Source organism: Burkholderia sp. SRS-W-2-2016, assembly GCF_001931485.1.
In the GTDB taxonomy this organism is placed as follows: domain Bacteria; phylum Pseudomonadota; class Gammaproteobacteria; order Burkholderiales; family Burkholderiaceae; genus Paraburkholderia.
In genome coordinates this window covers 54436-68674 of sequence record NZ_MSDV01000046.1, presented here as the reverse complement: position 1 = coordinate 68674, position 14239 = coordinate 54436, and the positions used below count along the sequence as shown (strand labels likewise).

Here is a 14239-nt window from a genome sequence, read left to right as displayed (position 1 = left end):
CCGGCCGCTCTGGTGAGCGCCGGTGGCCGGCCTCGGTAGTAGTTAGCTTCACTAATCAGCGCGGACACCCGGTCAACGGGTCTCGCGCCAGGCCGGCCGCATCGAGCGATGCGGCCCGCGCCTTACCGTACAGGTGGTCCATCATGCGTCCTTTGCGCGTACCGATGATGCAAACCCATCCCCAGACAGAAAAACAACGCGAAGACCGCAGGGCCGGCGCGGCCCGCTGGCTCGTGGCGCCGTCGGTCGGCGTGCTGGTGCTGTGGATGACGATTCCGCTCGCGATGACGATCTGGTTTTCGTTCTCGCGCTACAACCTGCTGAACCCCGATGTGCGCGGTTTCGCGGGCCTCGACAACTACCGCTATCTGGCCACCGATCCGTCGTTCTGGCCGTCGATCGTGCACACGATCCAGCTGATCGTCGCGGTGCTGGTGATCACCGTCGGCGGCGGCGTGCTGATGGCGATCCTGTTCGATCGCAAGTTCTACGGGCAGGGCGTCGCGCGCCTGCTGGCGATCGCGCCGTTCTTCGTGATGCCGACCGTCAGCGCGCTGATCTGGAAGAACATGATCCTGCACCCGGTGTATGGGTTGGTCGCGCAAGGGATGCTCGCGCTCGGCATGACGCCGATCGACTGGTTCGCCGACTATCCGCTGACCGCGGTGATCATGATCGTCGCGTGGCAGTGGCTGCCGTTCGCGTTCCTGATTCTGTTCACGGCGATCCAGTCGCTCGATCAGGAGCAGAAGGAAGCGGCGAAGATCGATGGCGCCGGGCCGTTCTCGATGTTCTTCTACATCACGCTGCCGCACCTGCGGCGCGCGATCGCGGTCGTCGTGATGATGGAGACGATTTTCCTGCTGTCGATCTTCGCCGAAATCTATACGACCACCGGCGGCGGTCCGGGCAACGCGACCACCAACCTGTCGTACCTGATCTTCTCGCTGGGCCTGCAACAGTTCGACGTCGGTCTCGCCTCGGCGGGCGGCATTCTCGCGGTCGTGCTGGCCAACATCGTGTCGTTCTTCCTCGTGCGGATGCTGGCGAAGAACCTGAAAGGGGAGTACGAAAAATGAGCCACGTTGCCTCTACTCCGGCGACCACACAGCCGGTCGCGGTGCCGGCCAAGTCGCCGTTCGAACCGGTGCTGCGGGCGATTCCCGGCGTGCTCGCGTGGCTGGTCGCGCTGCTGCTGTTCTTCCCGATCTTCTGGATGACGATCACCGCGTTCAAGACCGAGCAGCAGGCATACGCGTCGTCGCTGTTTTTCGTGCCGACGCTCGAGAGCTTTCGCGAGGTGTTCGCGCGCAGCAACTACTTCGCGTTCGCGTGGAATTCGGTGCTGATCTCGGTCGGCGTCACGCTGCTGTGCCTGATCCTCGCGGTGCCCGCCGCGTACGCGATGGCGTTCTTCCCGACCCGCCGCACGCAGAAAGTGCTGTTGTGGATGCTGTCGACCAAGATGATGCCGTCGGTCGGCGTGCTGGTGCCGATCTATCTGCTGTGGAAAAACAGCGGGCTGCTCGATACGGTGTCGGGGCTGGTCATCGTCTACACGCTGATCAATCTGCCGATCGCGGTGTGGATGGCGTTCACCTATTTCGCCGAGATTCCGCGCGACATTCTCGAAGCGGGCCGGATCGACGGCGCGGCGACCTGGCAGGAGATCGTCTATCTGCTGATGCCGATGGCGTTGCCCGGGCTCGCGTCGACCGCGCTGCTGCTGGTGATTCTTTCGTGGAACGAAGTGTTCTGGAGCATCAACCTGTCGAGTTCGAACGCCGCGCCACTGACCGTGTTCATCGCGTCGTATTCGAGCCCTGAAGGTTTGTTCTGGGCGAAGCTGTCGGCCGCGTCGCTGCTGGCGGTCGCGCCGATCCTGATCGTCGGCTGGCTGTCGCAGAAGCAACTGGTGCGCGGCCTCACGTTCGGGGCGGTCAAATGACGGCAGACCCGGCGGCCGTGGGGCGCTTCGCGCTGATCTGCGATTGCGACGGCGTGCTGATCGACAGCGAGGCGGTGGCCGCGCGCGAGCTGGTGCGCGAACTGCAGGCGCGCTGGCCCGGCGCGGACGTCGAACCGGTGCTGCTGCCGCTGCTCGGCTTGCGCATCGAGCGCGTGTTGCAGGACACCGCGACGCAGCTCGGCAGGACGCTGAGCGTCGCCGACATCGACGCGATCCGCCGCTCGGTCGAAGCGGCCGCGATGCAGGCGCCGGCGGTCGACGGCATCGACGCGGCGCTCGCCCAGGTGCCGCTCGTGAAGGGCTGCGCGAGCAACAGCTTCCGCCCGTATGTCGAGTCGGTGCTGGCGCGTACCGGCCTGAAGCGCTTCTTCGGCGAGCGGCTGTTCTGCGCGGACGCGGTGGCCAATCCGAAGCCCGCGCCCGACGTCTATCTGGCGGCCGCGCAAGGCTTCGGGCTCGCGCCGGGCGCGTGCCTCGTGGTCGAGGACAGCGTGACCGGCGTGAGCGCGGCGGCGGCGGCGGGGATGGCGGTGCTCGGCTTTATCGGCGGCGGCCATGCGAGCGATGCGCAGATCGACCGCCTGCATGCGGCCGGCGCGCGGCACGTGTTCGACGACATGCGCGAGTTGCCGGAGCTGGTCGCGCAATGGACAGTCAGCGCGACCGCGGCGGCGCGTTGACAACCCAGTACACCGAAACAAACCGGCTGAAACAGAGCGGCTGAAACAAAGCGGCTGAAACAGGCCAACCGGAATAAGCAGCACGACGTATCGGACAGCATTACACGGAGACACATCATGGCAAGCGTAACCTTGCGCAACATCCGAAAGGCCTACGACGACAACGAAGTGATGCGCGACATCAATCTCGACATCGCGGATGGCGAGTTCGTCGTGTTCGTCGGACCGAGCGGTTGCGGCAAATCGACGTTGATGCGGATGATCGCGGGTCTGGAGGACATCAGCGGCGGCGATCTGAACATCGATAACACCCGCATGAACGACGTGCCGCCGGCCAAGCGCGGCATCGCGATGGTGTTCCAGTCGTACGCGCTGTATCCGCACATGACGCTGTACGACAACATGGCGTTCGGGCTGAAGCTCGCCGGCACCAAGAAGCCGGAGATCGACGCGGCGGTGCGCAACGCGGCGAAGATCCTGCACATCGACCATCTGCTCGATCGCAAACCGAAGCAGCTGTCCGGCGGGCAGCGCCAGCGCGTCGCGATCGGCCGCGCGATCACCCGCAAGCCGAAGGTGTTCCTGTTCGACGAACCGCTGTCGAATCTCGACGCCGCGCTGCGCGTGAAGATGCGCCTCGAATTCGCGCGGCTGCACGACGAGCTGAAGACCACGATGATCTACGTGACGCACGACCAGGTCGAGGCGATGACGCTGGCCGACAAGATCGTCGTGCTGTCGGCGGGCAATCTGGAGCAGGTCGGCAGTCCGACGATGCTGTATCACGCGCCGGCCAATCGCTTCGTCGCGGGCTTTATCGGCTCGCCGAAGATGAACTTCATGGAAGGCACCGTGCAGTCGGTGTCGCGCGACGGCGTGACCGTGCGCTATGACACCGGCGAGACGCAGCGCGTGTCGGTCGAGCCGGGTTCGGCGAAGCAGGGCGACAAGGTGACGGTCGGGATTCGCCCCGAGCATCTGCACGTGAGCACGAACGAGGACGGGATCGACGCGCGCACGATGACCGTCGAATCGCTCGGCGACGCCGCGTATCTGTATGCGGAGTCGAGCGTCGCGCCCGACGGTCTGATCGCGCGGATTCCGCCGCTCGAACGACACGCGAAGGGCAATGTGCAGAAGCTCGGCGCGACGCCCGACCACTGCCACCTGTTCGATAGCGACGGCAAGGCGTTCCAGCGCAAGATCGTCGAAGTGCTGGCGGCTTGAACGCGACCGGCGGATGAAAAAAGCGGCTCACACGTGAGCCGCTTTTTTTTGTTGCTCGCCCGGCGCTCGCCTGGGTTATCCGGCCGCCAGCGCCGCCCGCGCGCACAGCTCGTCGGTCACCAGCCCCGACAGCCAGCCGCCCTTGAGCACCGCGATCAGCGCTTCGCGCTTGCGCTGGCCGCCGGCGAAACCGATCGTCGGGCGGGCCGGCGGCGCGTCCAGCGCGATGCTGGTCACGCGCCGGCCGGTCGGCGATTCGACGTGCGCGCCGGCCGCGTCGATCGGCAGGCCGAGCATTTCGGCGACCGCGCCGTTCTGCAGCAACTCGTTGACTTCCGCCTCGGTGATGAAGCCGTCCTCGTGCAGCGGGCAGGTCATGCCGATATTGCCGATCCCGACGAACGCGACATCGGCCTCGGCCGACAGCGACTCGACGATCCGGTACAGCCGGTGATTGCACCACTGCGCGCGCTCGGCCTCGCTGTCCGCGAGCAGCGGCGCGGGCAGCAGGAAGTGCTTGCCGCCGGTCTTCTCCGAAATGTGCAGCGCGACGTCGTAACGGTTCGACGAGCCGTCCTGCGCGATCGCGCCGACCATCGACACCAGCCGGTGCTGCGGCCGGTCGAGCTGGGCGATCTGATCGACCGCGGCCTTCAGCGTGCGGCCGCTGCTGACCGCGACGACCATCGGTTTTTCCGCGCTCAGATAGCGCTCCATCACCTGCGCGCCGGCCACCGCGAGCTTGCGGTCCAGCTCCTCGGGCGTGTCGCCGTCGATCGGCACGACCTCGCACATGGAGAGGCCGTAGCGCTTCGACAGCTGATCGGCGAGCGACAGGCAATCGGCGAGCTGATGATCGACGCGCACGCGGATCAGATTCTTTTCGACCGCGAACGCGACCAGCCGCTGCGCGACCGGGCGCGACACCTGCAGCTTCTCGGCGATTTCGTTCTGGGTGTTGCCCGCGACGTAGTAGAGCCACGCGGCGCGCGTGGCGAGATCGAGTTTTTCTGTGGACCTGGGCACGATAGGATTCGCTCGAGTTTTGCTTGGAGTGTGCCGATGATAGCCGCCGGCCGCGCAAGCGTGCGGGCCGGCTGCCGTTCAACGCTCAGGCGAGCGGCGTGCGCGCGGGATCGAACAGCGGCCGCACGTGCCGGTACAGCGCGCGATACGCTTCGAGCCGGCTGCGCAACTCCGCGTGGCGGCGCGGATTCGGCGTGAACTCCTTTTCGACGGGCGGCTTGGTCAGTACCGCGGCCGGGTCGCCGCCCGCGGCGAGCCAGCCGAGCCGGGCCGCGCCGAGCGCCGCGCCGGTTTCGCCGCCGCCATGCTTGACGGTGACCGTGTCGAGCGCGTCGGCGAGCAGTTGGGCCCAGTAATCGCTGCGGGCGCCGCCGCCGAGCAGCGACAGCACCTTCGCTTCGGTGCCGGCCGCGCGCAACGCGTCGAGGCCGTCGGTCAGCGCGAGCGTCACGCCTTCGAGCACCGCGTAGCCGAGCAGCGCGCGATCGGTCGCGTGATTCATCCCGAAGAACACGCCTTGCGCGTACGGGTCGTTGTGCGGCGTGCGCTCGCCCGACAGATACGGCAGGAACAGCGGCGCGGTGGTCAGCGCGTCGGCGGGCAGCGCTTCGATTTCGGCGAGCAGCGTCGGTTCGTCGGTGGAAGTCAGTTTGCAGACCCAGCGCAGACAGCTGGCCGCCGACAACACCACGCTCATCTGATGCCAGCGATCGGGAATCGCATGACAGAACGCATGCACGGCCGAGGCCGGGTTCGGCCGGAAGCTGTCGCCGACCACGCACAGCACGCCCGACGTGCCGAGCGACACGAAGCCGTCGCCTGGCTGCGTCGCGCCGATGCCGATTGCGCTGGTCGCGTTATCGCCGCCGCCGGCCGCGACGATCACGTCTTCGCTCAGGCCGAATTCGCGCGCGAGTTCCGGCAGCAGCGTGCCGGCCGGCGCGCTGCCTTCGCGCAGCGCCGGCATCTGCGCGCGCGTCATGTTGCACGCGGCGAGGAGCGAATCGGACCAGTCGCGCTTCGCGACATCGAGCCACAACGTGCCGGCCGCATCCGATGGATCGGACACCTTACCGCCGGTCAGTTGCAGGCGCAGATAGTCTTTCGGCAGCAGCACGCAGGCGGTGCGCGCGAAAATGTCCGGCTCGTGACGCGCGACCCATAGCAGCTTCGGCGCGGTGAAACCGGGCATCGCCAGATTGCCGGCGATCTCGTGCAGCTGCGGCGCGCGTTCGGTCAGCTCCGCGCATTCCTTGTCGCTGCGCATGTCGTTCCACAGGATCGCGGGACGCAGCACGTTGTCGTGCGCGTCGAGCAGCACCGCGCCGTGCATCTGCCCGGACAGGCCGATGCCGCGAATCTGCGCGAACTCAATCGGATGGCGCGTGCGCAACGTGGCGAGCGCCGCGCGGGTGCCCGCCCACCAGTCTTCGGGATTCTGTTCGGCCCAGCGCTGATGCGGACGCGAAACGGTAAACGGCGTGCCCGCGGTGCCGACCACACGGCCGTCGGAGGCGAGCAGCAGAACTTTCACTTCGGACGTGCCGAGGTCGATGCCTAGGTACATGGGCGCGAAACCTTCGTCGTTGGGGGATGCGCTACTTTAGCCGCTGAGCGCGCGCGCTGTCATGGGCATTAAGCCTGGCACGCTCATAGCGCGCCGCGTTTCGCGAGCCACGCATCGACACGCGCCAGTGCGCCGGCGAGCGCGGATTCCAGTTCCGGCGTTTGCGCCATTCCGCCCCACAGCAGTTTGTCGGCGGCGAACGCGCGCAGCGGATCGGACGCGTTGAAGAAACCATGCGCGACCTTCTCGTCCATCACGCCGTCCTGATACGCGTACGGCAACTTGCCGGTGTGCCAGCGTTCGAGAAAGCGGAAGAACAGCGCGGGCAGCATCGCGGTCGCGGCCGGCGTGACGCCGCGCTCGAAGCACTCGGCCAGCGTCGGCGCGATGAAGCCGGGCAGCTTCGAGAAGCCGTCGGCGGCCACGCGCTGGTTGGTGTCGAGGATGTGCGGATTGCTGAAGCGTTCGAGCACGACATCGCGATAGCGTTCGAGATCGAGCGGGCTCGGGGTGAGACACGGGATCACGTCCTCGGTCACGTAGTCGTACGCGAACTGGCGGATGTCGGCGTCGAGCGTGCCTTCGTGGATGAACTTCAACCCCACCAAGGTGCCCGCCCACGCGATGCAACTATGCGGCGCGTTCAGGATGCGGATCTTCGCTTCCTCGTACGGCAGCACCGAATCGACCAGCTCCGCGCCGACCTTTTCCCACTGCGGACGCCCGGCGCTGAAGCGGTCTTCGATCACCCACTGGATAAACGCTTCGCCCATCACCGGCGCGTTGTCGTCGATGCCGGTCGCGGCCTGCACGCGTTCGCGCACGTCGGGCGTCGGCCGCGGGGTGATCCGGTCGACCATCGAACACGGCGACGACGTGTTGGCGTCGAACCACTGCGCGAGGTCTTTGGCGCCGCGCCGTTCGAGAAACTCGCTCATGCCCGCGTGAAAACGCTCGCCGTTGCTGCGCAGGTTGTCGCAGGTTTGCAGCGTGACGGGGCCCGCGCCGCGTTTCATGCGGGCGTCGAGAATCGCCGCGAGCGCGCCGTAGATGGTGGTGTGGCTGGTGGTGTGGCCGCCGGCGAGGTCGGCCGCGAGATCGGGGTTCGCGGTGTCGAGCCGGTCGTGTTCATCGAGGTAGTAGCCGCCTTCGGTGACCGTGAACGCGATGATCCTGCAGGCCGGATCGGCGCCCGCTTCGATCAGGCCGGCGAGGTCCGCGCTCCACGGCAGCACGCGTTCGATCGAGCGGATCGTCTCGTACGCGCGCTCGCCTTGCGGCGTGACGGTTTCGAGCGTGTAGACGCCGTGCTGCGCGGCCAGCGCGTCGAGCACCGCGTTCATGTCGCTGCGGATATTGCCGACCGTCAGCGACCAGTGCGGTTCGCCGGCCAGCTTCGCGTCGTTGAGCCGGTGCAGATACCAGGCCTGATGCGCGCGATGAAACGATCCCGCGCCGATGTGCAGGATCACGTGTGCGGCCACGCCGCTGCCTTGCCCGCTGTTCATGGTTGTCTCCGTTGTCGACCGCGGTGGGGGCGTGGGCCCTTGCCGCGGTCCTGTGCAATGCATCGCCCTAACGCTGTTATGATCATTTGCTCTGTGTGTGAGCGAATGATCGTACCCGCCGAAACGAAAGTCAAGGCGACCGCGCGGAGTTTTCGTGGCGCAGCGCGGCATGGAGAGCGGGGCCGGCTTTGCCGGGCGCGCGCTTATCCATATTGCATTGCATCAAATTTGACTTTTGCGGCGCGCAGGCTCGCCCGGGTGCAAAAAAGTATCGATCCTCGGTGTCTTTTCGAGTGGTGGCCAACGCGTTTGGCGATTAACTTTCGCTGTACAAGATCAAGATCGGCGGTGCCCGGTGGCGTTCGATCCGCGGCCCGCTTCATGGAGGCAGACAGTGCAACCCGATCTCGAAATCGTGGCGGTGCGCCACGACGAATCGTTCAAGGTGTGGTCGCATGGCTATCCGTATCGCACGGTGCGCTGGCACTTTCACCCGGAGTACGAGATTCATCTGATCGTCGAGACGAGCGGCAAGATGTTCGTCGGCGATTACATCGGCAGCTTCGCGCCCGGCAATCTGGTGCTGATGGGGCCGAACCTGCCGCATAACTGGGTCAGCGACGTGCCCGAAGGCGAGAGCGTCGCGCAGCGCAATCTGGTCGTGCAGTTCGGTCAGGAGTTCGTATCGAATTGCGTCGGCAGTTTTCCGGAGTGGCGCCAGGTCGAGACGATGCTTGCCGACGCGCGGCGCGGGCTGTCGTTCGGCGCGGAAACCTCCGCGCGGATCAAGCCGCTGTTTCTCGAACTGCTCGCCGCGCGCGGCCTGCGCCGGCTGGTGCTGTTCATGTCGATGCTCGAAATCCTGATGAACGCGCAGGATCGCGACACGCTCGCGTCGCCCGCGTATCAGGCCGACCCGACCAGCTTCGCGGCGACCCGCATCAATCACGTGCTCGCGTATATCGGCAAGAACCTCGCGAACGAGTTGCGCGAGTCGGAGCTTGCGCAGCTCGCGGGCCAGAGCGTCAGCGCGTTCTCGCGCTATTTCCGCCGCCATACCGGGCTGCCGTTCGTGCAGTACGTGAACCGGATGCGCATCAATCTCGCGTGTCAGCTGCTGACCGACGCCGAGCTGAGCGTGACCGATATCTGCTTCAAGTCGGGCTTCAACAATCTGTCGAATTTCAACCGGCAGTTTCTCGCGGTGAAGGGGATGGCGCCGTCGACGTTTCGACGCTATCAGCAGTTGAACGATGCAAGCCGTGACGCTTCCGAGGAAGCGGCCGCGCATGGCCGGGGCATCGACAACGCGCCGGCGATCGTGCTCGCGCCGGGCCTGCCGCCGCCGCGTCCCGCTTATCCGCCGAGCTAGCCGTGGTTCGCCGTGGCTAGCTGTGGCTAGTGCGCTCAGGTAGTTCGTAGTCCCATCCACTCGCGTTTCAACGCGCCTCGCGCTGTGTCCGCACAGCGTGACGGGCGTGCTCACTTCAAAAAATGGAGACAACCATGAAGTCATCGGTTTTTCAGCGTCGCTCGCAGTCCGGTGTGCAGGCCGTTTTCGGCGTAGCCACCGCTTCGTTCCCGTTGCCCAAAGTCGCGCGCCGCGTCGCCGCGCTCGGCTGCGCTCTGTCGCTCGCACTCGCCGCGGCCGGCGCGCAGGCCGCGCCGCTGAAAATCGGCATGACCTTCCAGGAGATGAACAACCCGTACTTCGTGACGATGCAAAAGGCGCTGAACGACGCGGCCGCGTCGATCGGTGCGACGGTGGTCGTTACCGACGCGCATCACGACGTCAGCAAACAGGTCAGCGACGTCGAGGACATGCTGCAAAAGAAGATCGACATCCTGCTGGTCAATCCGACCGACTCGACCGGGATCCAGTCGGCGGTTACGTCGGCGAAGAAGGCGGGCGTGGTGGTCGTCGCGGTCGATGCGAACGCGAACGGTCCGGTCGATTCATTCGTCGGCTCGAAGAACTACGACGCCGGCGTGATGGCCTGCGAGTACCTCGCGAAGTCGATCGGCGGCAGCGGCGAAGTGGCGATTCTCGACGGCATTCCGGTCGTGCCGATTCTCGAACGGGTGCGCGGCTGCAAGGCGGCGCTCGCGAAGGCGCCGGGCGTGAAGCTCGTGGATACGCAGAACGGCAAGCAGGAACGCGCGACCGCGCTGTCCGTCACCGAGAACATGATCCAGGCGCATCCGAATCTGAAGGGTGTGTTCAGCGTGAACGACGGCGGCGCGATGGGCTCGCTGTCGGCGATCGAATCGTCGGGCAAGGACATCAAGCTGACCAGCGTGGACGGCGCGCCCGAAGCGATCGCCGCGATCCAGAAGCCGAATTCGAAGTTCGTCGCGACCTCCGCGCAATTCCCGGCCGATCAGGTGCGGATCGCGCTCGCGAAGAAGTGGGGCGCCAATGTGCCGAAGGCGATTCCGGTCGACGTGAAGCTGATCGACAAGACCAATGCGAAGGGCTTTAGCTGGTAAGCGACTCAAGCGACTCAAACGTCTCAGGCAACACGCGCGAAGCACGCGCCGGCCGCCGTCCGCAGCGATCCGCATGCGACGGCAGCCGGCGGCACGGGAGCATCCGATGGACACGATTCTGAAGCTCGAGAACATCAGCAAAAGCTTTCCCGGCGTGAAGGCGCTGCAAGGCATTCATCTGGAAGTCGCGCGCGGCGAGATCCATGCGTTGCTCGGCGAGAACGGCGCGGGCAAGTCGACGCTGATGAAAATCCTCTGCGGCATCTATCAGCCGGACGACGGCACGATCACGCTCGACGGTCAGGCGCGCCACTTCGCGAACTATCACGACGCGGTGGCCGCCGGCGTCGGCATCGTGTTTCAGGAGTTCAGCCTGATTCCGTATCTGAACGCGGTGGAGAACATCTTTCTCGGCCGCGAACTGCGCAGCCGTTTCGGGCTGCTGGAACGCGGCCGGATGCGGCGCGCGGCAGCGGCGATTTTCCAGCGCCTCGGCGTCGCGATCGATCTGTCGGTGCCGATTCGCGAGCTGTCGGTCGCGCAGCAGCAGTTCGTCGAAATCGGCAAGGCGTTATCGCTCGATGCGCGCATTCTGATTCTCGACGAACCGACCGCGACGCTGACGCCGGCCGAGGCCGCGCATCTGTTCGCGATCATGCGCGAGCTGAAGCAGCAGGGCGTCGCGATGATCTTTATCTCGCACCACCTCGAAGAAATTTTCGAGGTGTGCGACCGCATCACGGTGCTGCGCGACGGCCAGTATGTCGGCACCACCACGGTCGCGGAGTCCGACGTGAGCCGGCTCGTGCAGATGATGGTCGGGCGCCGTATCGAAAGCAGCTTTCCGCCGAAACCGCTAGCGCGCGCGGACGCGAAGATCGTGCTCGACGTGGTGCGCTTGCAGCTGTTCAAGGACAGCCCTGAACTGAGTTTCACACTGCGCGAAGGCGAGATTCTCGGCTTCGCGGGACTGGTCGGCTCGGGGCGCACCGAAACCGCGCTCGCGGTGATCGGCGCGGAGCGTGCGTACGCGAAGGAGATTCGCATCAACGGCGCGGCCGCGAAGCTCGCCGATCCGGCCGACGCGTTGCGCTCGGGCGTCGGCATCCTGCCGGAAAGCCGCAAGACCGAGGGCCTCATCACCGACTTCTCGATCAAGCAGAACATCTCGATCAACAACCTCGGCAAATACCGCTCGCTGCGTTTCTTCATCGACCAGCGCAGCGAGGCGCGCGCGACCGCCGACATCATGAAGCGCGTCGGCGTGAAGGCGCCGACGATGCACACCGAAGTCGCGACGCTGTCGGGCGGCAACCAGCAGAAGGTCGTGATCGCGCGCTGGCTGAACCACCACACCAACATCCTGATCTTCGACGAACCGACGCGCGGGATCGACGTCGGCGCGAAGGCCGAAATCTATCTGCTGATGCGCGAACTCACCGCGCGCGGCTATTCGATCATCATGATCTCGTCCGAGCTGCCGGAGATCGTCGGCATGTGCGACCGCGTCGCCGTGTTCCGGCAAGGCCGCATCGAAGCGCTGCTCGAAGGCGACGCGATCGAATCGAATGCCGTGATGACCTATGCGACCGCCGGTTCGCTCGGAGCCAATCATGAACATGCCTGACACCTCGCCGAAAACTTCGACCGTCGCGAGCGATACGCCCGGCGCGCCGGTGCGCTTCACGTGGGCCGCGCTGAAACGCTCGACGCTGTTCTATCCGTTCATCGGGCTGCTCGCCGTGTGCATCGTGATGGTGTTCGCGAGCGACAGTTTTCTGTCGGCCGCGAACATCGAGAACGTGCTGCGCCAGGTGTCGATCAACGCGATCATCGCGGTCGGCATGACCTGCGTGATCCTGACCGGCGGCATCGATCTGTCGGTCGGCTCGGTGATGGCGCTGGCCGGCACGCTGACGGCCGGGCTGATGGTCGCCGGAATGAACGCGGTCGCCGCGCTCGCGATCGGTCTCGCGGTCGGCCTCGGCTTCGGCGCGGCCAATGGCTTTTTCGTCGCGTTCGCCGGAATGCCGCCGATCATCGTCACGCTCGCGACGATGGGCATCGCGCGCGGTCTCGCGCTGATCTACACCGGCGGCTATCCGATCGACGGCTTGCCCGAATGGGTCAGCTTCTTCGGCAGCGGCAAGATTCTCGGCGTCCAGGCACCGGTCGTGATCATGGCGGTGATCTACGTGGTCGCATGGGTGCTGCTCGAAAGGATGCCGTTCGGCCGCTACGTGTACGCGATCGGCGGCAACGAACAGGCCACGCGCCTGTCAGGCGTGCGGGTCGCGCGCGTGAAGCTGCTGGTCTACACGATCGCCGGATTGACCTCCGCGTTCGCCGCGATCGTGCTCACCGCGCGCTTGATGAGCGGCCAGCCGAACGCCGGTGTCGGCTTCGAACTCGATGCGATCGCCGCTGTCGTGATGGGCGGTACGTCGATCTCCGGCGGGCGCGGTTCGATCATCGGCACGCTGATCGGCGCGCTGCTGCTCGGAGTCCTGAATAACGGCCTGAACATGGTCGGCGTGAATCCGTACGTGCAGAACGTGATCAAGGGCGGAATCATTCTGCTCGCGATCTATATCAGCCGCGACCGCAGAAAGTAACGCGCGCGCTTCGTCCAATTTCGTCCAATCCACTTTCTCTCTATCTCTATTGCCGGGACCATGCAATGACGACTCAATCCGATACGACGAACATGACCGCCATCGTCTGTCATGCGCCGAAAGACTACCGCGTCGAACAGGTGAAAAAGCCGGCCGCGCGCGCGCACGAACTGGTGATCCGGATCGCCGCGTGCGGGATCTGCGCGAGCGACTGCAAATGCCATTCGGGCGCGAAGATGTTCTGGGGCGGTCCGAGCCCGTGGGTCAAGGCGCCGGTAATTCCGGGCCACGAATTCTTCGGTTACGTGGAAGAGCTCGGCGAAGGCGCGGCCGAACATTTCGGCGTGCAGAAGGGCGATCGCGTGATCGCCGAACAGATCGTGCCGTGCGGTAAATGCCGCTATTGCAAATCCGGCCAGTACTGGATGTGCGAAGTGCACAACATCTTCGGCTTCCAGCGCGAAGTCGCCGACGGCGGAATGGCCGAGTACATGCGCATTCCGCCGACCGCGATCGTTCACAAGATTCCGGACGGCATCTCACTCGAAGACGCGGCGATCATCGAGCCGCTCGCCTGCGCGATTCATACGGTCAATCGCGGCGACGTGCAGCTCGACGACGTGGTGGTGATCGCCGGCGCCGGGCCGCTCGGTCTGATGATGACCCAGGTCGCGCATCTGAAGACGCCGAAGAAGCTGGTCGTGATCGATCTGGTCGAGGAACGGCTGGCGCTCGCGCGCGAATACGGCGCGGACGTGACCATCAATCCGCAGAAGGACGACGCGCTCGCGATCATCAAATCGCTGACCGACGGTTACGGCTGCGACGTCTATATTGAAACGACCGGCGCGCCGATCGGCGTGAACCAGGGGATGGACCTGATCCGCAAGCTCGGGCGTTTCGTGGAATTCTCGGTGTTCGGCGCCGATACGACGCTCGACTGGTCGGTGATCGGCGATCGCAAGGAACTCGACGTGCGCGGTGCGCACCTCGGACCGTACTGCTATCCGATCGCGATCGATCTGCTCGCGCGTGGACTGGTCACGTCGAAGGGGATCGTCACGCACGGCTTTTCGCTGGAAGAGTGGGACGACGCGATCCGGATCGCGAACTCGCTCGATTCGATCAAGGTGCTGCTGAAGCCGCGCGGGTGAGGG

12 protein-coding genes are annotated in these 14239 nt (G+C 65.5%); 9 read left to right on the top strand and 3 right to left on the bottom strand.

Going from position 1 to position 14239, the window contains the following annotated elements; translation table 11 throughout:
- Positions 1 to 143 precede the first annotated feature (143 nt).
- The 4 genes from BTH42_RS20005 (at position 144) to BTH42_RS19990 (ending at position 3876) form a co-directional block, all read left to right on the top strand.
- On the top strand, positions 144 to 1079 hold the full coding sequence (locus tag BTH42_RS20005; RefSeq protein ID WP_075302596.1) for a carbohydrate ABC transporter permease: 936 nt from the start codon (positions 144 to 146) through the stop codon (positions 1077 to 1079).
- Complete coding sequence (locus tag BTH42_RS20000; protein WP_075302594.1) at positions 1076 to 1948, top strand: carbohydrate ABC transporter permease; 873 nt, start codon at positions 1076 to 1078, stop codon at positions 1946 to 1948. Before BTH42_RS20005 ends, BTH42_RS20000 begins: the two co-directional genes overlap by 4 nt.
- Positions 1945 to 2649 carry an HAD family phosphatase gene (locus BTH42_RS19995; protein WP_075302592.1) on the top strand — a complete coding sequence of 235 codons (705 nt, stop codon included), beginning with the start codon at positions 1945 to 1947 and terminating at the stop codon, positions 2647 to 2649. Before BTH42_RS20000 ends, BTH42_RS19995 begins: the two co-directional genes overlap by 4 nt.
- A gap of 117 nt (positions 2650 to 2766) precedes the next feature.
- A complete protein-coding gene (locus BTH42_RS19990) occupies positions 2767 to 3876 on the top strand; it encodes an ABC transporter ATP-binding protein (protein WP_075302590.1) in 1110 nt (369 codons plus the stop codon).
- Between the two features lie 75 nt (positions 3877 to 3951).
- Here the strand turns inward: BTH42_RS19990 and BTH42_RS19985 are convergent, their stop codons facing one another.
- The 3 genes from BTH42_RS19985 to dalD all read right to left on the bottom strand — a co-directional run bounded on the left by BTH42_RS19985 (position 3952) and on the right by dalD (position 7977).
- Entirely contained in the window at positions 3952 to 4902 is a 951-nt protein-coding gene (locus tag BTH42_RS19985; RefSeq protein ID WP_075302588.1) for a sugar-binding transcriptional regulator, read from the bottom strand.
- Between the two features lie 85 nt (positions 4903 to 4987).
- Positions 4988 to 6469, bottom strand: a complete 1482-nt coding sequence (gene xylB, locus BTH42_RS19980) for a xylulokinase (RefSeq protein ID WP_075302586.1) — start codon at positions 6467 to 6469, stop codon at positions 4988 to 4990.
- Positions 6470 to 6552: 83 nt separating this feature from the next.
- On the bottom strand, positions 6553 to 7977 hold the full coding sequence (dalD, locus tag BTH42_RS19975; protein ID WP_075302584.1) for a D-arabinitol 4-dehydrogenase: 1425 nt from the start codon (positions 7975 to 7977) through the stop codon (positions 6553 to 6555).
- Positions 7978 to 8371: 394 nt separating this feature from the next.
- On the opposite strand from dalD, the gene BTH42_RS19970 reads away from it, so the two are divergent.
- The 5 genes from BTH42_RS19970 (at position 8372) to BTH42_RS19950 (ending at position 14236) form a co-directional block, all read left to right on the top strand.
- Positions 8372 to 9349 carry an AraC family transcriptional regulator gene (locus BTH42_RS19970; RefSeq protein ID WP_075302582.1) on the top strand — a complete coding sequence of 326 codons (978 nt, stop codon included), beginning with the start codon at positions 8372 to 8374 and terminating at the stop codon, positions 9347 to 9349.
- Between the two features lie 134 nt (positions 9350 to 9483).
- Positions 9484 to 10467, top strand: coding sequence for a substrate-binding domain-containing protein (locus tag BTH42_RS19965; protein ID WP_178392202.1), 984 nt, complete (start codon positions 9484 to 9486; stop codon positions 10465 to 10467).
- Positions 10468 to 10573: 106 nt separating this feature from the next.
- On the top strand, positions 10574 to 12094 hold the full coding sequence (locus BTH42_RS19960; RefSeq protein ID WP_075302580.1) for a sugar ABC transporter ATP-binding protein: 1521 nt from the start codon (positions 10574 to 10576) through the stop codon (positions 12092 to 12094).
- Positions 12081 to 13082, top strand: a complete 1002-nt coding sequence (locus tag BTH42_RS19955) for an ABC transporter permease (protein WP_075302578.1) — start codon at positions 12081 to 12083, stop codon at positions 13080 to 13082. The genes BTH42_RS19960 and BTH42_RS19955 overlap by 14 nt, the downstream gene beginning before the upstream one ends.
- A gap of 65 nt (positions 13083 to 13147) precedes the next feature.
- Positions 13148 to 14236 carry an alcohol dehydrogenase catalytic domain-containing protein gene (locus BTH42_RS19950; protein ID WP_075302576.1) on the top strand — a complete coding sequence of 363 codons (1089 nt, stop codon included), beginning with the start codon at positions 13148 to 13150 and terminating at the stop codon, positions 14234 to 14236.
- The last annotated feature ends 3 nt before the right edge of the window (positions 14237 to 14239 follow it).